Raw genomic sequence first — 19,840 nt, 5'->3', positions numbered from 1 at the left:
AAATAACTCTGAGGTGTCTGTTAAACCCGTGGCTATTCATACGGTATCAGCGCTCCCAGCCGCGGGACAATCTGACGGAATTCATAATGTCGTCAGTCAGTTCTGGCAGGAATTGTTCCTCTTGCAATTTTTCAAGGCGTTGAAGAATGATTTCAGAACTACCTAGCAGATCACTGAGTCTTTCAAGATCGAGAGATAGATATGGGCCGCGAACACTATTGTAAGCTTCTCCCCGTATGATAAGGAGTAGATTCAGAAAGCCATCATCTTTAGCGACAACTGACCGGATCCAGGATTTTACCGTCTCCGGCGAATCAATCTCTCCCCAGGCATACAGATAACCGCCAAGGTCATTACACATAAATAGCTGGTTTTTTCGGGCTGCGCTGCTCATTCTGCTGCTCAGTAGCATCCGCATGACGTCCAGTTCCTGTACTGTCAGTAACTGATCATCTGCAGGCCAGGCTCGGCCCCCTCTCATACCGTGACCCCAGAGCAAATCCCTCATAAACTGAGCGAGCCATGACCATGACTGCCCGCAACAAAACAGCCTGTGAAGTTGTGCCAGGGACTGCCTTCGCCGTAATTTCAGCATCCGTCGAAGCAGATCGCAAACCACGGCTTTTCCCGGTGTGTCGTGGCGATCGAGCCATCGCCCCAGAATTTGAAAACGTCGGATAGCATCATCGTTATAGTTAAAGAAATAGTTCAATAATCCCGAACACGATTCATAGCTCAGACTGTTTATCCGGCCGGCCGTCAGCTCACTCAGGATATGCTCATACCAGGTGAACGAGCTGATGCTGATTTCTTTAATCTGGCTCAGCATTTCAGTTGCCAGAGTCGTAAATTCCTCAGGCACAGCGAAGCGCTGCAGCAGCCCGTCCAGATATGCAGGAGGTAACACATTCTGTGGGGCTGAAAATGCAAAGTAGTAGCGCCAGTGCAGATGAGACCCCAGTCTTTTCTGGTCAGCCATGTCCTCCCGGGCTGCGCCATCTCCGGTTTCAAACAACAGTATCTGGTTTTTACTTCCCTGTATTCCTGGCAGCCATTTTTTGAGTTCCCAGGGAGAGGAAGCCCTTGTCGTACCATACAGATCCAGACATTCCTGCAGTGCTACGCTCATCTTTAATGCCTCTTCTTCACTCATGCGGCCCTGTCGGGTAACGACGACGGCATACTCACTGAGATAGTGTTCTGTCCAGTCATGTAAACGGGCATTAGTGACCCTGATAAGTTGCAGGAGGCACAAATCAGGAAACCAGACGTAATCCCTTACATCCGGGTAACGAAAGCGAAGAGCATCGATCGTCAGATCCACCATGCGGGGAGTGGACAAAAATACGCCGTAAACACTTGCAGCAGCAATGATCCCTGCGTGTGTTTTTTCATCCGGCTCATCACCATTGACTTGGAAGTAGACGGCGACAGCGCTCTGAATAAACGTTTCCTGAAGCCGGAAGGTTTCCGGACGGGGCAGACTGAACGGCAGCTGAATGATTTTCTGCAGATAGGCCAGCCCATCCCCCACCTTAAGAGCTGTGCTGAGCGCGCTGGCCAGAATGTCCCTGTCATAACTCAGGACGTAGCGAAAACGTGGAAAGTCAGCAACAGATTTCACCACCCTGATCACTTCTGCCGCCTGAAGGGGTTCAAGTCTGTCAAGATCATCGATCAGTATCACAAAGCTCAGATCCAGCTCTTCCATTCTGCGAGCGATACGGCTGCGCAGTTCGGCGGCTGTAGGCTTTCTGCCCGACAAATTGAGTTTGCCTAGTGCACGGGTATAGGCGCTGATGTCAGGTACTCCGGGAATTAGTGCAGCCAGCTCCGCAACGGGTGATACCAGACGCGAAGTGGCCTGGATGTACTGGAAAATGGTCAGTGTGGTCGCTGTGATCTTTTTCCGTTTCTGGTGTTTTTCGGACTCATACTGTTCAACAATGGCCGCCACGGGAAGCAGCAGCGAACCAACCGGACTGAAGCTGTCGCCATTTAACCAGGGCGACAAAGTGATGATGTGATCCTTATCTCCGCGGGAAGTCTGCAGCTGCTGTTCCAGCAGGTTCAGGAGACTTGATTTTCCAGCTCCCCAGGGGGCTTCAATACCAATCACCGCACTGCCTTCCCGGCCAAGACGCCAGACAGACCGGGCAAGGTGTCTGGCCACTTCATTCGCACTGTAGCGATCATCCTCAGGTCTTGTGATTGGCTGGCCCAGGCGGGTACCTGGCGACAGTGCTGACGTCTGGTTCATCAGATGTCTCCGTACAGGCAGCGCAGTCCGGTCACGGTCTCCGCCAGCGTGCCTTCTGCACATCGCATGCTGAGTTCCCGGACCAGGGTCTCAAAGGCTTCTGCCGGCATAAAAATCCGCAGCCCGTCGATGCCGAAAAATCCTTCTTTTGATACGTGTCCCGGGGGAGAGAACATCACGCGTTCCCCCTGATGGCCGTGTGCCAGAGCTTCAGGATGACGGGCGTACAGCGTGAACAGACCCAGCAGTTCGGAGAACACTTCCCAGCCGTACGGCACCACAAAGTCCTGGCCGGTGATCAGCAGGTGCAGGCGTGGGGGACTGTACCAGGCGCCCGGACGCTCGCCGGGATGCTGGCCGTCGGTGCGGATCTGAAGGCGCAGCGTGCCGGCTTCGATGGTTTCCGTCACGGCCGGGATCGCCGGGTGCAGATCCTGTGCCAGCGCGGTGGCCTTCCCTTCTGTCCAGGCCAGCCCCCGCAGAACCAAGGGAAAAATGGCCTTCAGCCGCGGCAGGGTAAAGATTTCCGCCAGGACCGCGTCCGGCACCTCCGCCAGACCAAAGCAGTCACTATCCAGCGGGCGCAGGAGGTGCCCGGCATACATCTGATCCACAACCGGGCGCAGCGCCGACCGGAAGGCGTCAAATTCCTCCGTCCTGTTCTCCCCGGCCAGGCGGAAGATCCCCTTCAGCCAGGGGCCATCCATCGGATGGTCGTGCTCCACCTGCCAGGCCAGCAGATCGCGGGTGATGTCGAGCAGGGTGCCCAGGGCCGGGAGGGTGGCCAGCCTGTTCTGGCCGCGGAGGAAGGCCTCCCGGGCATGAACCAGGATGAAGCGCAGCTCATCCCGTGAGACAGGGGCCGTGCCGAAGGTCTGGCCGAGAATGATATGCCGGTACAGCTGCCGGACCGTGGCCTCCGGATCGGCGATCAGCTGAAAATACCCGTCGCCGGTGGCAGCCGTTTTCAGGCCATCATCGAGGAAGCGTTCGGCCAGGGCATTGACCGACGTGTTCTCACGACCGGCGCGCACCTTCAGCGCCTCGATCAGTTTCTTGTGAAAGCGCAGGGTCAGCTGACTCAGCATGGGAACTCCTGTCAGAATGTCTGTATTCAATGAATACAGTTTCAGTGAATGAAATGAACATGGATGAAGTAAATCATTTAATAATTCAGAGGTCAATTTAATGACATGATGTCAACCTGATGAATGCAATTCTTAGGTGCTTACGCCTTTTCACCGCAGATCCGAAAACCCTGAGTCCCGGATCACGGCGATTTTCTGCGCATATTTTTGAAAAAAAGATTAAATATGTGCTATATTATAATAAGTTAGTAACACTCCTCCCTCCCAATTCCTGACCCGCCTGTCGGGGCTGTACTGATACAGCTTTCCTTCTCGCTTCCGGAAACCCTGCTATTATCGATTTTTCGGAATTTCGGGATTGGTGCATCCGGTAATTGCGGGATGGTACTGTTATCTTGCTAATCATTTTAGGCGGACAATGGAATGTTACGCAGATGATGATAAATACAGTAATTAGTAGAAAGCTTACGATAAGGAAATCAATTATGAGTAACACAACGACATACATCAATCAGGGCAACAGCGTTTCACCTTCTTCAATTCTGGAAATGCTTTCAGGTTATGGCTGCCAGAAAGTATGGCTATACCGTACGATAAATACGCAGGGGGAAACTCTTCTTGTGCTTCTCGATGAGGAGAATGGGATATACGAGGAAATGGCCAGCCGCCTCGATGCTCCGGATATGAAAGAGTGGGCCTTTCAGTATTCTGACGGCGGTTATAAATCCCGTACGCTTCCTGAAGGAGCGTTTGAGCTCGATTTGAGCTGCCCTGATGAAGCGGCATGGTATATGGATCTTTTATAGCAGCAGGCCGTAAGGAAAGCTGTGAACAGGCGGGATTTCTCATTTAGAGGACCACACAGAGAGGTGCAGGTGTTATGGGAAGCGTGAAAGACCAGTTGCTGGATATTGAAGCTGAACGATTTGATAAATGGCTTGAGGAGAATCATCCGGATGTGGTCCCCGGTTCAGAAGAATGGGAGCACGCCGCGAACCTGTACTGCTGGGAGCAGGAGGCGCTGGCCGATCAGGCTCAGTGGGATCATGAACACGGGTTGTTTGAGGCTTCCCTGAACAACGTTCATCAGCGTTACCTGCACGCCCGTCAGGAACTGACGAAGCTGTATGCCCTGCTCGATGCAGAGCAGCCTGAACTGGTATACAGAATGTCTTTCGTTCATGCCGTGACGGTTATGGAGGCATACCTGATGTACTGTGCGAGGGCAATGCTGGAGCATGACTGGCCGCTCAAAAGATACTTCGAAGAGTTTTACTTGCCTTTTGCCAGGGCAGACAAAAAAGTGAAGCAGGCTGCCCGTGAGATGCCACTTTCCAAGTTCCGCCCTGTTGCAAGGAATGTTGTTGCGAGTATGACGTTTCATAACGTGAAAACCATTGAGCGCTATTTCGGGACCGTGCTCCATATCCCGCCCGTCTGGCCAACTGAGCCGCTGGGTATCATCGCTGACTGGCGAAATGACCTGGTACACCGTAACGGTGTGGACGAACATGATGTGCCAAGAAAGATATCATCGCTGCAATTGCGGAATGCCCTTCAGAGAGTGACTGACCTTATAGAGGCCGCACATCAGTCCCTGCGTCTGGAAGTGGACTATTTTGGAAACTGGCGTAATGAAGAAAACCGGGAAATCATCGCATCGGCACTGAATATACCTCCAGCCGGAGAGTCATCCTGATGACCGGACTCGTTACCCTGGGGCAGCAGCCGGGAACGGTAGCTCAGTTTCCTGTGTCCATCGACTATCCGGCGGCGCTGGCGCTGCGACAGATGGCTCTGGTCCAGGATGAACTGCCGAAATACCTGCTGGCACCGGAAGTGAGTGCCCTGCTCCACTATGTGCCTGATCTGCACCGCAAGATGCTGCTGGCGACGCTGTGGAACACGGGCGCGCGTATAAATGAAGCCCTGGCCCTGACCCGGAGTGATTTTTCACTGCAGCCACCCTACCCGTTCGTGCAGCTGGCCACCCTCAAGCAGCGCGCGGAGAAAGCGGCCAGAACGGCCGGTCGTACGCCTGCAGGTAGTCAGCCACATCGTCTGGTTCCGCTTTCCGATCACAGTTACGTCAGCCAGCTGGAGATGATGGTGGCCACGCTGAAAATTCCGCTGGAGCGCCGAAACAAACGAACCGGCAGAACAGAAAGAGCCCGTATCTGGGAGATCACCGACCGGACGGTCCGGACCTGGCTCAACGAAGCGGTCGATACCGCGGCGGCTGACAGCGTGACGTTTTCGGTGCCGGTGACGCCGCACACATTCCGCCACAGCTACGCGATGCACATGCTGTACGCCGGCATTCCGCTGAAAGTGCTGCAGAGTCTGATGGGCCATAAATCGATCAGCTCGACAGAAGTCTACACTAAGGTGTTTGCGCTCGATGTTGCGGCACGTCACAGGGTACAGTTCCAGATGCCGGGGGCGGAGGCGGTCGCGATGCTGAAAGGAAATGGGTAAGACAGCATCACTACCTAACTGATACTCCCGGCGGGCTTGTCTCGCCTTACCCTGATTTACTGCCCTTTCCGGTTTCTGTATTTTCAGGAAGCGCTGCCTCACCGGGGGCAGTTTGTCACAGAACACATCATATGGGCCTTACCACCACCCGATCACCACATCATCCAAGGAAAAAGGATCCATTTTGGATCCTTCTCTGATCAGCCTGCTAAATTATCTCTTTCCTTTTTATGGTATATTTCCAGAAACAGGAAAATGTAAGATCCCGGCTCTGCGGGTTTTTTCCGTAGTTTCCGACGCCGGCAGCGGCGAAAATGGAACCAGAACTTCACCAGATTGCGCTAGGTGAAAAATGACACGGTTAACGGGGGTTATCGGGCCAGATTTTGCGTAGCGCATCCTTATCGCCAGGTGCGTTATGAATCTGCCCGCTTTTGTTCATCACTCCCCTGCCCTGCAGGTGACTGCCACTTCTGCACCGTTTGACTACGGCCGGGCTCTCTCGCTGCGGGAAATGGCCAGGCACTATAACGAGATGCCTAAATACCTTCTGGCACCGGAAGTGGCTGGTCTGCTGCATTACTTACCCGACTGGAATCAACACGCCTTTATTAACACGCTGTGGAACACCGGCGCACGCCTCAACGAAACACTGGCACTCAGAAGAAGGGACTTTCACCTCAATGATTAGATCCCGCACGTGGTGGTCCGTACGGCCAAACAACGCCGCACAGCTGGCGGTCGCCCGAAAAAGGAATAAAGTGCGAACCGGGTGATCCCGCTGTCAGACCCCGGATACGTGGATGAAATGCGTCGGCTATTTGCGAGCACGCGGGAAAGATTCGAGGACGACAAGCTAATAGGTGAACATCGGGCCATGCCGGTCTGGGGAGTTACCGACCGGACAGTACGCAACTGGCTTGAGCGTGCCGTCGACGCAGCGGAACGGGACGGCGTGTGATTCAGTATTCCGGTCAGCCCGCATACGTTCAGACACAGCTTCGCAATGCACCTTTTATATGGCCATGTTCACCCGAAGGTTCTGCAGGTCCTGATGGGGCACAAGAAGTTTGAATCAACGGAAGTGTACACAAAGATATTTGCGCTCGATGTGGCCGCCAGTCAGCAGGTCCGGTTCTCACTCGATACGCAGGATGCGCTGCAGCTTCTGCGCGGCAATCGTTAGCCCTGTTCACGATAAAAATGGCTTAGCTAACTTAATATCTGTTTCGTGTAGATAACTAACATCCAACGGAAAGCGGTCACTATCATAAATGGGCGGGAGCATTCATAACAGGCGGTTACTTTCATAACTTGATCACAGATAAGATATCGCTGCGTTCATAAAACTCGGCTCATTTAAACGGCGTAAAGCCCTCAGAATTGAAGTGGTTTACTGAATTTGGCCACCTGAACAGAGGTGATATGCTCACCTCAGAACAACACAGGTGCCATAATGAAAAAAAGAAATTTCAGCGCAGAGTTTAAACGCGAATCCGCTCAACTGGTCGTTGACCAGAATTACACCGTGGCAGATGCAGCCAGCGCTATGGATGTCGGCCTTTCCACAATGACGCGATGGGTGAAACAATTACGTGATGAGCGGCAGGGAAAAACACCAAAAGCCTCCCCCATTACCCCGGAACAAATTGAAATCCGTGAGCTCAGGAAAAAGCTACAACGTATTGAAATGGAAAATGAAATATTAAAAAAGGCTACCGCGCTCTTGATGTCAGACTCCCTGAACAGTTCTCGATAATCGGGAAACTCAGGGCGCGTTATCCTGTGGCCACTCTCTGCCATGTGTTCGGGGTCCATCGCAGCAGCTACAAATACTGGAAAAACCGTCCTGAAAAGCCAGACGGCAGACGGGCTGTATTACGCAGCCAGGTACTTGAACTGCATGGCATCAGCCACGGCTCTGCCGGAGCAAGAAGCATCGCCACAATGGCAACCCAGAGAGGCTACCAGATGGGGCGCTGGCTTGCTGGCAGACTCATGAAAGAGCTGGGGCTGGTCAGTTGCCAGCAGCCGACTCACCGGTATAAGCGTGGCGGTCATGAGCACGTTGCTATCCCGAATCATCTTGAGCGACAGTTCGCCGTACCGTTACCATGCTGTCCCGCCCTGGACGCATGACCGAAACGGAGACGCTGAATGAGTACGCTGTCTCCCGTCTGCGCGCGCCACTTATCGCACTTTATCAGGACCCGGCGCAACGCACCATGCAGGCTGTTCATACGCTTCTGGCACATTCCGGTCTGTACCTGAAAGAGCAGCATGACTGCCTTGTTATCTGTGACGGTTACGATCAGACGCGTACGCCCGTACGCGCTGAACGTGTCTGGCCAGCCCTGACGAAAGCGGTCATGAACAGCTATGAAGGTGGGTGGCAGCCTGTTCCTCATGACATTTTCCGCCAGGTCCCTCCGGCGGAACGTTTTGCCGGCGGAGGACTGAAAGCCCGCCCGGTCAGCGATCGGGAATGGGCAAAACTGCGCACCGGTTCGGGTCCGCAGGGCGCGCTTAAACGTGAGATTTTCTCCGACAAAGAAAGCCTGTGGAGCTATGCGGTACCGGGCAGCACGTCTGTACCGATTACGGCGATCGGGTGGTGTTCAGAAACGGCAGTGATTTTGCGTCCCTTCAGCGTGAGCTAAACCGGGTATCCCCTGTGCTTTTCGCCAGGGACCCGAAGATGGGCTTTGCTCCGGAAGGGAATGACATACAGTTTAACCAGGCGCTTGCTGAGATGGTGGGCTGGTATAATGTGTACCGTGCGGGAGAAGAGGATCAGGTCCGTATCAGCCGACCGGATGTGGACAGAATGCGTGAGCAGTGCGAAGCGTTTTTCCGTAACGCAGAGGCGGAGCAGAATACACCGGCATACATCTCACATGAGCCACGTAACGACTGGAAGCCACCTTCTCCGCGTTAGCATGAGCAGGCGCACTAAACCTCTTTACGCAAGCCATTCATCATGGTTGACACTAACTTATATTAGCGTAATATTATTTTTGAGCGGGAAGCCAACTGCATTAGGGTGCAATAGTTGGTGGATGAACCCCATAGAAGCCCTAACTTCTGTGCCTGGGTGAGACCTCAGCACCTTTAGTCTGAAGGTGTTTAATATAAAAAGACAACATTATTAGCCGCAGTGTTCATCATTGCGGCTTTTTGTTATCTGCAATACAGCAACTTCCCTCTGCGGTGTTTGTTCAGCCCCTTTGCTTCTGTGTGCATAAAGTTCCAGAGAACCTTTCCATCCCAGGGTGCAACAACTACCAGCATTTGCTGCCTCTGCTTGTATGTGCCGATAAAGATATAACGCACCATTTCATCGTCATACATTGTTTCCCATATCTCGTAGGGATGCTCAAGTGTGTCGAGTGCCAGCTTTACGTAACGTTCACGTGCGTCTACGCGCTTCTCCACAATGTGGGCAAGCTTATCGCGTACAATACACATGTTTCCTATATGCGTTGCCTTAATAACTGCAGACATTTCTGGCGAGCTGAAACCCATATGTGCTTCCAGGAACGCCAGGGCTTCTTCAGCTGTACTCCCTGCGACGATCTCTTCTGGTTGATCACGACGTTCTTCAGCTTCAAGGTTCCTGAGGTCTTTCAGGTCCAAATCTTTAAAGGTTGGTAATCCATTGAGAGCTTTAGCCATTCTTATTGTTAAATCCGCCATTTATACGCAGATGAGCAGGATATCATTACACTTCCCGGGTCGCCAGAACAGGCAGACCGAATAACACCGAAGGCAAGGCAGAAGCAGGCATAAGATAATTAAAGAAAAAAGGCCGCGCAAGCGGCCTTTTTTTATCAACGAGAAAGATTCGGCCACTTAACTGAGGCGGAGCCCTGCTGGGTTCGAATAATTGTTGTTTGAGCGATGTCCTGGCCGCTATCTCCGGAAGGCTAATATTACGCAGAATTGCATCTGTAGGTATCATCGCTTCCGGTGCGGCTGTTTCATCAGTCTCAGGTTTGTTGAGCGTGATATAGCGTAAGGTAAGTTCTGCCATGGTTGTGGTTTTGATAACTTCCAGTGCTTCCTCCCACAGACTTTTTTCACGCCCGCGGCGGTCCATGTCATATTCTGTCATCAGGTTGTGCGCTTCCTGGCGGTTGGCCAGCCGCCAGGAAGGTGGCGATCGCTTTCCACGGCTCTCCTCTTGACTTCTTTTTGCGGCGGGATGGTTTTCCGGACGGGGCAGGATTAGGCGAATGGCCTCGGCCTCCGTCCGGGCAACGGCCACGATCCCAACTCCTTCAATAAACCCTTTGGTCGTGTTTGCACTGTGCAGGGGGTAAAAGGGGGCCGCTTGGAAAACGGAAAATATCCTACGTTAAGCCTATTTTTTGAGCTGGCATGACGGGCAGCTATGAGCGAAGTATAGTCATTCGCCCTATCTCTTTTGTCGCACTTTCAACAAGGGGGTCGCTTGGAAAGCGGAACGAGGTCAGTCTCCGCCCGGACTGCTCAGCTCTTTAAACAGCAAAAGAGAGGCATCTTATGAGAAGGGATTGTTCAGTATGTCAGGGCAGACTGCTTTTTCATCCGCAGGTACTGAGGGTAAATGCTCAATTCCGGTACGATTCTTACTCTATAGCCAGACAGAATTCAGCATTGTGCTGAACCCGAATCTTTTTTTACTCTGACAGGCCTGTTCATCAGAACCCTGAAAAAACAATTTTCCCGTTCACATTTTTATTTTCCATGTCCTCATGAGCCCGGCGAAGTGCTTTTGTAGTGGTCATTCAATCCTTGTAACATCAGGATGATCCTGGTGTCAGTGAAAATACGAAATCAACACGTTGGTATCATTACCCACCTGTAAACTGACGTCGGCATTTTGAATCTCACTTCGGCGTGCCCCCTCCGAATGGCGCAAAACATTTCGTGGTATGGCATGATAGCACCCGAAGAGAGTCAATTCAGGGTGGTAAATGTGAAACCAGTAACGCTATACGATGTCGCAGAGTATGCCGGTGTCTCTTATCAGACCGTTTCCCGCGTGATGAACCAGGCCAGCCACGTCTCTGCGAAAACGCGGGAAAAGGTGGAAGCGGCGATGGCGCAGCTGAACTACATTCCCAACCGCGTGGCACAACAACTGGCGGGCAAACAGTCGTTGCTGATTGGCGTTGCTACCTCCAGTCTGGCCCTGCACGCGCCGTCGCAAATTGTCGCGGCGATTAAATCTCGCGCCGATCAACTGGGTGCCAGCGTGGTGGTGTCGATGGTAGAACGAAGCAGCGTCGAAGCCTGTAAAGCGGCGGTACATAACCTTCTCGCGCAACGCGTCAGTGGTCTGATCATTAACTATCCGCTGGATGACGAGGATGCCATTGCTGTGGAAGCTGCCTGCGCTAATGTTCCGGCCCTATTTCTTGATGTCTCTGACCAGACTCCCATCAACAGTATTATTTTTTCCCATGAAGACGGTACGCGACTGGGTGTGGAGCATCTGATCGCATTGGGTCACCAGCAAATCGCGTTGTTAGCCGGTCCATTAAGTTCTGTCTCGGCGCGTCTGCGTCTGGCGGACTGGCATAAATATCTCACACGCAATCAAATTCATCCGATAGCGGAACGGGAAGGCGACTGGAGTGCCATGTCCGGTTTTCAACAAACTATGCAAATGCTGAATGAGGGCATCGTTCCCACTGCGATGCTGGTTGCCAACGATCAGATGGCGCTGGGCGCAATGCGCGCTATTACCGAGTCCGGGCTGCGCGTTGGTGCGGATATCTCGGTAGTGGGATACGACGATACCGAAGACAGCTCGTGTTATATCCCGCCGTTAACCACCATCAAACAGGATTTTCGCCTGCTGGGGAAAACTAGCGTGGACCGCTTGCTGAAACTCTCTCAGGGCCAGGCGGTGAAGAGCAATCAGCTGTTGCCCGTCTCACTGGTGAAAAGAAAAACCACCCTACCGCCCAATACGCAAACCACCTCTCCCCGCACGTTGGCAGATTCCTTAATGCAGCTGGCACGACAAGTTTCCCGACTTGAAAGCGGGCAGTGAGCGCAACGCAATTAATGTGAGTCAGCTCACTCATTAGGCACCCCAGGCTTTACACTCTATGTGTCCGGCTCGTATGTTATGCGAAAATGTGAGCGGATAACAATTCACACAGGATACAACTATGACAATGATTACGGATTCACTGGCCGTCGTATTACAACGTCGTGACTGGGAAAACCCTGGCGTTACCCAACTTAATCGCCTTGCGGCACATCCCCCTTTCGCCAGCTGGCGTAATAGCGAAGAGGCTCGCACCGATCGCCCTTCCCAAGAGTCGCGCAGCCTGAATGGTGAATGGCGCTTTGCCTGGTTCCCGGCACCAGAAGCGGTACCAGAAAGCTGGCTGGAGCGCGATCTTCCTGACGCCGATACTGTCATCGTCCCCTCAAACTGGCAGATGCACGGTTACGATGCGCCTATCTACACCAACGTGACCTATCCCATTGCGGTCAATCCGCCGTATGTTCCCACGGAGAATCCGACGGGTTGTTACTCGCTCACATTTAATATTGATGAAAGCTGGCTACAGGAAGGCCAGACGCGAATTATTTTTGATGGTGTTAACTCGGCGTTTCATTTGTGGTGCAACGGGCGCTGGGTCGGTTACGGACAGGACAGTCGTTTGCCGTCTGAATTTGACCTGAGCGCATTTTTACACGCCGGAGAAAACCGCCTCGCGGTGATGGTGCTGCGCTGGAGTAACGGCAATTATCTGGAAGATCAGGATATGTGGCGGATGAGCGGCATTTTCCGTGACGTCTCGTTGCTGCACAAACCGACCACACAAATCAGCGATTTCCATGTTGTTACTCACTTTAATGATAATTTCAGCCGCGCTGTACTGGAGGCAAAAGTTCAGATGTACGGCGTGCTGCGCGATGAGCTGAGGGTGACGGTTTCTTTGTGGCAGGGTGAAACACAGGTCGCCAGCGGCACCGCGCCTTTCGGCGGTGAAATTATCGATGAGCGTGGCGGTTATGCCAATCGCGTCACGCTACGTCTGAACGTCGAAAACCCGGCGCTGTGGAGCGCCGAAATCCCGAATCTCTACCGTGCGGTGATTGAACTGCACACCGCCGACGGCATGCTGATTGAAGCAGAAGCCTGCGATGTCGGTTTCCGCGAGGTGCGGATTGAAAATGGCCTGCTGCTGCTGAACGGCAAGCCGTTGTTGATTCGCGGTGTTAACCGTCACGAGCATCATCCTCTGCATGGTCAGGTCATGGATGAGCAGACGATGGTGCAGGATATCCTGCTGATGAAGCAGAACAACTTTAACGCCGTGCGCTGTTCGCATTATCCGAATCATCCGCTGTGGTACACGTTGTGCGACCGCTACGGCCTGTACGTGGTGGATGAAGCCAATATTGAAACCCACGGCATGGTGCCAATGAATCGTCTGACCGATGATCCGCTCTGGCTACCCGCGATGAGCGAACGCGTAACGCGAATGGTGCAGCGCGATCGTAATCACCCGAGTGTGATCATCTGGTCGCTGGGGAATGAATCAGGCCACGGTGCTAATCACGATGCGCTCTATCGCTGGATTAAATCTGTCGATCCTTCCCGCCCGGTACAGTATGAAGGCGGCGGAGCCGACACCTCCGCAACCGATATTATTTGCCCGATGTACGCGCGTGTGGATGAAGACCAGCCCTTCCCGGCTGTGCCGAAATGGTCCATCAAAAAATGGCTTTCGCTGCCTGGAGAACTGCGTCCGCTGATCCTTTGCGAATATGCCCACGCAATGGGTAACAGTCTTGGTGGCTTCGCTAAATACTGGCAGGCGTTTCGTCAATACCCCCGTTTACAGGGCGGCTTCGTCTGGGACTGGGTCGATCAATCGCTGATTAAATATGATGAAAACGGCAACCCGTGGTCGGCTTACGGCGGTGATTTTGGCGATACGCCGAACGATCGCCAGTTCTGCATGAACGGTCTGGTCTTTGCAGACCGCACGCCGCATCCAGCGCTGACAGAAGCAAAACACCAGCAGCAGTTTTTCCAGTTCCGTTTATCCGGGCAAACCATCGAAGTGACCAGCGAATACCTGTTCCGTCATAGCGATAACGAGCTCCTGCGCTGGATGGTGGCGCTGGATGGCAAGCTGCTGACAAGCGGTGAAGTGCCTCTGGATGTCGCTCCACAAGGAAAACAGTTGATTGAACTGCCTGAACTACCGCAGCCGGAGAGCACCGGGCAACTCTGGCTAACGGTTCACGTAGTGCAACCGAACGCGACCACATGGTCAGCAGCCGGGCACATCAGCGCCTGGCAGCAATGGCGTCTGGCGGAAAACCTCAGCGTGACACAACCCTCCGCGCCCCACGCCATCCCGCAACTGACCACCAGCGAAACGGATTTTTGCATCGAACTTGGTAATAAGCGTTGGCAATTTAACCGGTTGTCAGGTCTTCTTTCACAAATGTGGATCGGCGATGAAAAACAACTGCTGACGCCGCTGCGCGATCAATTCACCCGTGCACCGCTGGATAATGACATTGGCGTAAGTGAAACGACCCGCATTGACCCTAACGCCTGGGTCGAACGCTGGAAGGCGGCGGGCCATTACCAGGCCGAAGCAGCGTTGTTGCAGTGCACGGCAGATACACTTGCCGACGCGGTGCTGATTACGACCGCCCACGCGTGGCAGCATCAGGGGAAAACCTTATTTATCAGCCGGAAAACTTACCGGATTGATGGTAGTGGTCAAATGGCGATTACCGTTGATGCTGAAGTGGCAAGCGATACGCCGCATCCGGCGCGGATTGGCCTGACCTGCCAGCTGGCGCAGGTCGCAGAGCGAGTAAACTGGCTCGGATTAGGACCGCAAGAAAATTATCCCGACCGTCTTACTGCGGCCTGTTTTGACCGCTGGGACTTGCCATTGTCAGACATGTATACTCCGTACGTTTTCCCGAGCGAAAACGGTCTGCGCTGCGGGACGCGCGAATTGAGTTATGGCCCACACCAGTGGCGCGGCGACTTCCAGTTCAACATCAGCCACTACAGCCAACAACAACTGATGGAAACCAGTCATCGCCATCTGCTGCACGCGGAAGAAGGCACATGGCTGAATATCGACGGTTTCCATATGGGAATTGGTGGCGACGACTCCTGGAGCCCGTCAGTGTCGGTGGAATTCCAGCTGAGCGCCGGTCGCTACCATTACCAGTTGGTCTGGTGTCAAAAATAATAATAACCAGGCAGACCATGTCTGCCCGTATTTTGCGTAAGGAAATCCATTATGTACTATTTAAAAAACACAAACTTTTGGATGTTCGGTTTATTCTTTTTCTTTTACTTTTTTATCATGGGAGCCTACTTCCCGTTTTTCCCGATTTGGCTACATGACATCAACCATATCAGCAAAAGTGATACGGGTATTATTTTTGCCGCTATTTCTCTGTTCTCGATATTATTCCAACCGCTGTTTGGTCTGATTTCTGACAAACTCGGACTGCGAAAATACCTGCTGTGGATTATTACCGGCATGTTAGTGATGTTTGCGCCGTTCTTTATTTTTATCTTCGGGCCACTGTTACAATACAACATTTTAGTAGGAGCGATTGTTGGTGGTATTTATCTTGGCTTTTGTTTTAACGCCGGTGCGCCAGCAGTAGAGGCATTTATCGAGAAAGTCAGCCGTCGTAGTAATTTCGAATTTGGTCGCGCGCGGATGTTTGGCTGTGTTGGCTGGGCGATGTGTGCCTCGATTGTCGGCATCATGTTTACCATCAATAATCAGTTTGTTTTCTGGCTGGGTTCTGGCTGTGCATTCATCCTCGCCGTTTTGCTCTTTTTCGCCAAAACAGATGCGCCCTCTTCCGCCACGGTTGCCAATGCGGTAGGTGCCAACCATTCGGCATTTAGCCTTAAGCTGGCGCTGGAACTGTTCAGACAGCCAAAACTGTGGTTTTTGTCACTGTATGTTATTGGCGTCTCCTGCACCTACGATGTTTTTGACCAACAGTTTGCTAATTTCTTTACTTCTTTTTTTGCCAACGGTGAACAGGGTACGCGGGTATTTGGCTACGTAACGACAATGGGCGAATTACTTAACGCCTCGATTATGTTCTTTGCGCCGCTGATCATTAATCGCATCGGTGGGAAAAACGCCCTGCTGCTGGCAGGCACTATTATGTCAGTACGTATTATTGGCTCATCGTTCGCTACCTCAGCACTGGAAGTGGTTATTCTGAAAACGCTGCATATGTTTGAAGTACCGTTCCTGCTGGTGGGCTGCTTTAAATATATTACCAGCCAGTTTGAAGTGCGTTTTTCAGCGACGATTTATCTGGTCTGTTTCTGCTTCTTTAAGCAACTGGCGATGATTTTTATGTCTATTCTGGCGGGCAATATGTATGAAAGCATCGGTTTCCAGGGCGCTTACCTGGTGCTGGGTCTGGTGGCGCTGGGCTTCACCTTAATTTCCGTGTTCACGCTTAGCGGCCCCGGCCCACTTTCCCTGCTGCGTCGCCAGGTGAATGAAGTCGCTTAAGAAATTAATGTCGGATACGGCGCGAGCGCCTTATCCGACCAACTTATCAGGACGGAATGTTAAAAATGAACATGTCGATGACAGAAAAAATAAAAGCAGGCAAGCTATTTACCGATATGTGCGAAGGCTTACCTGAAAAAAGACTTCGTGGGAAAACATTAATGTATGAGTTCAATCACTCGCTTCCATCAGAAGTTGAAAAAAGGGTAATGACTCCAACTTATTGATAGTGTTTTATGTTCAGATAATGCCCGATGACTTTGTCATGCAGCTCCACCGATTTTGAGAGCGACAGCGACTTCCGTCCCAGCCGTGCCAGGTGCTGCCTCAGATTCAGGTTATGCCGCTCAATTCGCTGCGTATATCGCTTGCTGATTACGTGCAGCTTTCCCTTCAGGCGGGATTCATACAGCGGCCAGCCATCCGTCATCCATATCACCACGTCAAAGGGTGACAGCAGGCTCATAAGGGATCGTCTCAGAAAACGGAAAATAAAGCACGTTAAGCCGGTGGCAGTGGTCGCAACGGTCTGAACTTGCCTGCGCCGACCTTGGTGCTGCTGCGCCAGAGGTAATCGCCGGTCAGATTGATGTGTTCCCACCCCAGCGGTGACAGGTATTGAAACAGCGTCTCGTCTACCGGTTTGCCGTGCCCGTTCAAAGCATTGGTTGCCCGTTCCAGATAGGCCGTGTTCCAAAGCACGATGGCCGCCGTTACCAGATTGAGGCCGCTGGCCCGGTAGCGTTGTTGCTCAAAACTGCGGTCGCGGATTTCGCCCAGTCGGTTGAAGAACACCGCCCTGGCCAGCGCGTTGCGCGCCTCGCCTTTGTTGAGTCCGGCCTGCACGCGGCGGCGCAGCTCCACGCTTTGCAGCCAATCCAGTATGAACAACGTGCGCTCAATGCGCCCCAGCTCGCGCAGTGCAACGGCCAGTCCGTTCTGACGCGGATAGCTGCCGAGCTTGCGCAACATCAGCGAGGCCGTCACCGTACCCTGCTTGATCGAAGTGGCGAACCGCAAGATTTCATCCCAATGGGCGCGTATCTGCTTGATGTTCAGCCGGTCGCTGCTAATCATCGGCTTGAGCGCGTCATAGGCGGCATCGCCCTTTGGGATGAATAGCTTGGTGTCGCCCAGGTCTCGGATACGTGGCGCGAATCGGAAGCCCAGTAGGTGCATCAGGCCGAAGACATGATCGGTAAGGCGATCAATGACAAGGTGCGGATGTATGGCCGCATCGGCCAAGCCTTGCTGGAAGCCAAACAGAGCGGCGGCGATCCGTTCGCCGCCATCGAGGCCGTAATGCCGTGGGATACCTTCGCCGCCAGCGTCACGGAGGCGCAAAAGCTCGCGCAGCCGGAGAGCTTCGACTTTCTGCATCGCATCGGTGAAAGCTACGCCACGTTGCGCCGCTACGCGCCGCAGTTCCTGGACGTACTTAAGTTACGGGCGGCACCAGCCGCCAAGGGCGTACTCGATGCCATCGAGGTGCTTCGCGGCATGAACAGCGACAACGCCCGCAAGGTGCCCGCCGACGCGCCGACCGCATTCATCAAGCCACGCTGGGCGAAACTGGTGCTCACGGACGATGGCATTGACCGGCGCTACTACGAGCTGTGCGCCCTGTCAGAGCTAAAGAACGCGCTGCGATCAGGCGATGTCTGGGTGCAGGGTTCGCGCCAGTTCAAGGACTTTGATGAGTACCTGGTGCCGGCCGAGAAGTTCGCTACTCTGAAGCTGGCCAACGAATTGTCGCTGGCAGTGGCCACCGATTGCGATCAGTATTTGCACGACCGACTGGCATTGCTGGAACAGCAGCTTGCCACCGTCAACCGCATGGCGGCGGCCAATGATCTGCCGGATGCCATCATTACCGAGTCCGGCCTGAAGATCACGCCGCTGGACGCGGCGGTGCCGGAGACCGCACAAGCCCTAATCGACCAGTCGGCGATGCTGCTGCCACACGTCAAGATTACCGAACTGCTGATGGAAGTTGATGAGTGGACAGGCTTCACCCGGCATTTCACGCATCTGAAGACCGGCGACACGGCCAAGGACAAAACCTTGCTGCTGACGACGATCCTGGCTGATGGCATCAATCTCGGGCTAACCAAGATGGCCGAGTCCTGCCCAGGCACGACTTACGCCAAGCTGTCGTGGCTGCAAGCCTGGCACATCCGGGATGAAACGTACTCAACGGCGCTGGCCGAACTGGTCAACGCGCAGTTCCGGCAATCCTTTGCCGGAAACTGGGGCGATGGCACCACGTCATCGTCGGATGGCCAAAATTTCAGAACCGGCAGCAAAGCGGAGAGCACCGGGCATATCAACCCGAAGTATGGAAGCAGTCCAGGCCGGACGTTTTATACCCATATCTCCGACCAGTACGCGCCCTTCAGCACCAAGGTAGTCAACGTCGGCGTGCGTGATTCAACCTATGTGCTCGATGGCCTGCTGTACCACGAGTCGGACTTGCGGATCGAGGAGCACTACACCGACACAGCGGGCTTTGCCGGAAGCCTGAAACTGCTGCTGATGCTTGTTCTTGGCGGCGTTGAATAGTTTGCCAATGATGCGGTCGTGCAGGTCGATGATTTCGTCGGTGACGGTGGCCATACCTTCAATGGCCAGCGAAACCAGAGTGGCATAGCGTCGTTGCATCTCGAACTTTGCCAGATCGGCAGGCGTCATCTGCCCACCCTCACGGGCGATCTTGAGCAGGCGGTTCTGGTGAACTTGTCGCTCGATGCCTGCGGGAAGGTCAAGCGCCTGCCAAGCCTTGAGGCGCTCGATGTGTTCAAGCATATGCCGAGAGTTCGGCTTGACGGGCGACTGGCGCAGCCATGCCAGCCACGTCAATTTGCTGCCGTCCTTGCGCTTGAGAAGTTCGTCCAGGCGCTGACGGTGGAGCGATAACAAAGAATCGGTCAACGCCGCGTAAATACGCCGGTTGGCACGGGTGATGGCCTCGGCGCTCGCGCGCTCGATGGCATTCATGGCGGGCAGGATGATGCTCTGCCGCCGCAGGTTTTCGACAAGGGTGCTGGCCAGCACAATCCCTTTATCGGTCTGCAAGGCCAGCTCGGTCAATGTATGCACGGCTGCCGGTAGTGACTCATGGTGAAGGGCTTGAACCCGAACACCGTTTGCAGCTCGACCAAGTGCTCCCGCCGCGTCTGCTCGCGCTGGCCGTAATCGTTCCAACTTTCCACCGGCACCTTGAGTTGTGCGGCCACCATGCGCAACAGGGGCGGAAACGGAGGCTCATCGATGCCCAAGAAGATGCCAGGGAATCGCAAGTAGCAAAGCTGCACGGCGAAGCCCAATCGATTCGCAGCGCCGCGACGCTGGCGGATCACCGATAGGTCGGTTTCGTTGAACGTGTAGTGCCGTATCAGTTCGTCTTTGGCATCTGGTAGTGCCAGCAGGCTTTCGCGCTCGGTGGCGGACAGGATTGAGCGGCGCGGCAT

12 protein-coding genes and 7 pseudogenes are annotated in these 19,840 nt (G+C 53.7%); 12 read left to right on the top strand and 7 right to left on the bottom strand.

What is annotated here, in order from left to right:
• Positions 1 to 46: 46 nt before the first annotated feature.
• The gene (locus ACF8PE_RS06760; RefSeq protein ID WP_392494700.1) at positions 47 to 2,260 is read right to left on the bottom strand and encodes a P-loop NTPase fold protein; all 2,214 of its coding nucleotides are present in this window, start codon (positions 2,258 to 2,260) and stop codon (positions 47 to 49) included.
• Positions 2,260 to 3,348: a transcriptional repressor PifC gene (gene pifC, locus ACF8PE_RS06755; RefSeq protein ID WP_392494699.1), complete on the bottom strand. Its 1,089-nt coding sequence runs from the start codon at positions 3,346 to 3,348 to the stop codon at positions 2,260 to 2,262. The genes ACF8PE_RS06760 and pifC overlap by 1 nt, the downstream gene beginning before the upstream one ends.
• Positions 3,349 to 3,833: 485 nt before the next feature.
• Here pifC and ACF8PE_RS06750 point away from each other — a divergent pair, with 485 nt between their 5' ends.
• From ACF8PE_RS06750 to ACF8PE_RS06720, 7 genes and pseudogenes are all read left to right on the top strand, one after another.
• Positions 3,834 to 4,154: a hypothetical protein gene (locus tag ACF8PE_RS06750; protein WP_022652205.1), complete on the top strand. Its 321-nt coding sequence runs from the start codon at positions 3,834 to 3,836 to the stop codon at positions 4,152 to 4,154.
• A gap of 74 nt (positions 4,155 to 4,228) precedes the next feature.
• Positions 4,229 to 5,047, top strand: a complete 819-nt coding sequence (locus tag ACF8PE_RS06745) for a hypothetical protein (protein WP_022652204.1) — start codon at positions 4,229 to 4,231, stop codon at positions 5,045 to 5,047.
• Positions 5,047 to 5,826, top strand: coding sequence for a site-specific integrase (locus ACF8PE_RS06740; RefSeq protein WP_022652203.1), 780 nt, complete (start codon positions 5,047 to 5,049; stop codon positions 5,824 to 5,826). Before ACF8PE_RS06745 ends, ACF8PE_RS06740 begins: the two co-directional genes overlap by 1 nt.
• A gap of 418 nt (positions 5,827 to 6,244) precedes the next feature.
• A pseudogene (locus ACF8PE_RS06735) lies at positions 6,245 to 7,012 on the top strand (tyrosine-type recombinase/integrase).
• Between the two features lie 270 nt (positions 7,013 to 7,282).
• A pseudogene (locus ACF8PE_RS06730) lies at positions 7,283 to 7,941 on the top strand (transposase); the annotation flags it as partial.
• A 20-nt stretch (positions 7,942 to 7,961) separates the two neighbouring features.
• Complete coding sequence (locus tag ACF8PE_RS06725) at positions 7,962 to 8,486, top strand: hypothetical protein (protein WP_103181175.1); 525 nt, start codon at positions 7,962 to 7,964, stop codon at positions 8,484 to 8,486.
• A 38-nt stretch (positions 8,487 to 8,524) separates the two neighbouring features.
• Positions 8,525 to 8,764 (top strand): hypothetical protein, encoded by a 240-nt coding sequence (locus tag ACF8PE_RS06720; RefSeq protein ID WP_103181176.1) that lies wholly within the window; start codon positions 8,525 to 8,527, stop codon positions 8,762 to 8,764.
• A 242-nt stretch (positions 8,765 to 9,006) separates the two neighbouring features.
• On the opposite strand, the gene ACF8PE_RS06715 is transcribed toward ACF8PE_RS06720, so the two are convergent.
• A complete protein-coding gene (locus ACF8PE_RS06715) occupies positions 9,007 to 9,501 on the bottom strand; it encodes a PBECR2 nuclease fold domain-containing protein (RefSeq protein WP_058663152.1) in 495 nt (164 codons plus the stop codon).
• A 46-nt stretch (positions 9,502 to 9,547) separates the two neighbouring features.
• A complete protein-coding gene (locus tag ACF8PE_RS06710) occupies positions 9,548 to 10,093 on the bottom strand; it encodes a hypothetical protein (RefSeq protein ID WP_103793519.1) in 546 nt (181 codons plus the stop codon).
• 693 nt (positions 10,094 to 10,786) lie between these two features.
• On the opposite strand from ACF8PE_RS06710, the gene lacI reads away from it, so the two are divergent.
• The 4 genes and pseudogenes from lacI to ACF8PE_RS06690 all read left to right on the top strand — a co-directional run.
• Positions 10,787 to 11,869 carry a DNA-binding transcriptional repressor LacI gene (gene lacI / locus ACF8PE_RS06705; RefSeq protein ID WP_016809493.1) on the top strand — a complete coding sequence of 361 codons (1,083 nt, stop codon included), beginning with the start codon at positions 10,787 to 10,789 and terminating at the stop codon, positions 11,867 to 11,869.
• Positions 11,870 to 11,990: 121 nt separating this feature from the next.
• The gene (gene lacZ / locus ACF8PE_RS06700) at positions 11,991 to 15,065 is read left to right on the top strand and encodes a beta-galactosidase (protein ID WP_103181178.1); all 3,075 of its coding nucleotides are present in this window, start codon (positions 11,991 to 11,993) and stop codon (positions 15,063 to 15,065) included.
• Positions 15,066 to 15,116: 51 nt separating this feature from the next.
• A complete protein-coding gene (gene lacY / locus ACF8PE_RS06695; protein WP_088221856.1) occupies positions 15,117 to 16,370 on the top strand; it encodes a lactose permease in 1,254 nt (417 codons plus the stop codon).
• A 65-nt stretch (positions 16,371 to 16,435) separates the two neighbouring features.
• Positions 16,436 to 16,576 (top strand): annotated as a pseudogene (locus ACF8PE_RS06690) (maltose acetyltransferase domain-containing protein); the annotation flags it as partial.
• A gap of 14 nt (positions 16,577 to 16,590) precedes the next feature.
• Here the strand turns inward: ACF8PE_RS06690 and ACF8PE_RS06685 are convergent.
• A pseudogene (locus tag ACF8PE_RS06685) lies at positions 16,591 to 16,839 on the bottom strand (IS1 family transposase); the annotation flags it as partial.
• 32 nt (positions 16,840 to 16,871) lie between these two features.
• A pseudogene (locus tag ACF8PE_RS06680) lies at positions 16,872 to 17,570 on the bottom strand (Tn3 family transposase); the annotation flags it as partial.
• Here ACF8PE_RS06680 and ACF8PE_RS06675 point away from each other — a divergent pair.
• Positions 17,568 to 18,914: pseudogene (locus ACF8PE_RS06675) on the top strand (Tn3 family transposase); the annotation flags it as partial. The pseudogenes ACF8PE_RS06680 and ACF8PE_RS06675 sit on opposite strands and share 3 nt — an antisense overlap.
• On the opposite strand, the pseudogene ACF8PE_RS06670 reads toward ACF8PE_RS06675, so the two are convergent.
• Positions 18,801 to 19,840, bottom strand: a pseudogene (locus ACF8PE_RS06670) (DUF4158 domain-containing protein). The pseudogenes ACF8PE_RS06675 and ACF8PE_RS06670 sit on opposite strands and share 114 nt — an antisense overlap.

Source organism: Leclercia sp. GLN_9 (genome assembly GCF_043105735.1).
Classification (GTDB): domain Bacteria; phylum Pseudomonadota; class Gammaproteobacteria; order Enterobacterales; family Enterobacteriaceae; genus Enterobacter; species Enterobacter adecarboxylatus.
Note: the sequence above shows the minus strand (reverse complement) of the source record. Positions and strands in the feature narration are given on the sequence as shown.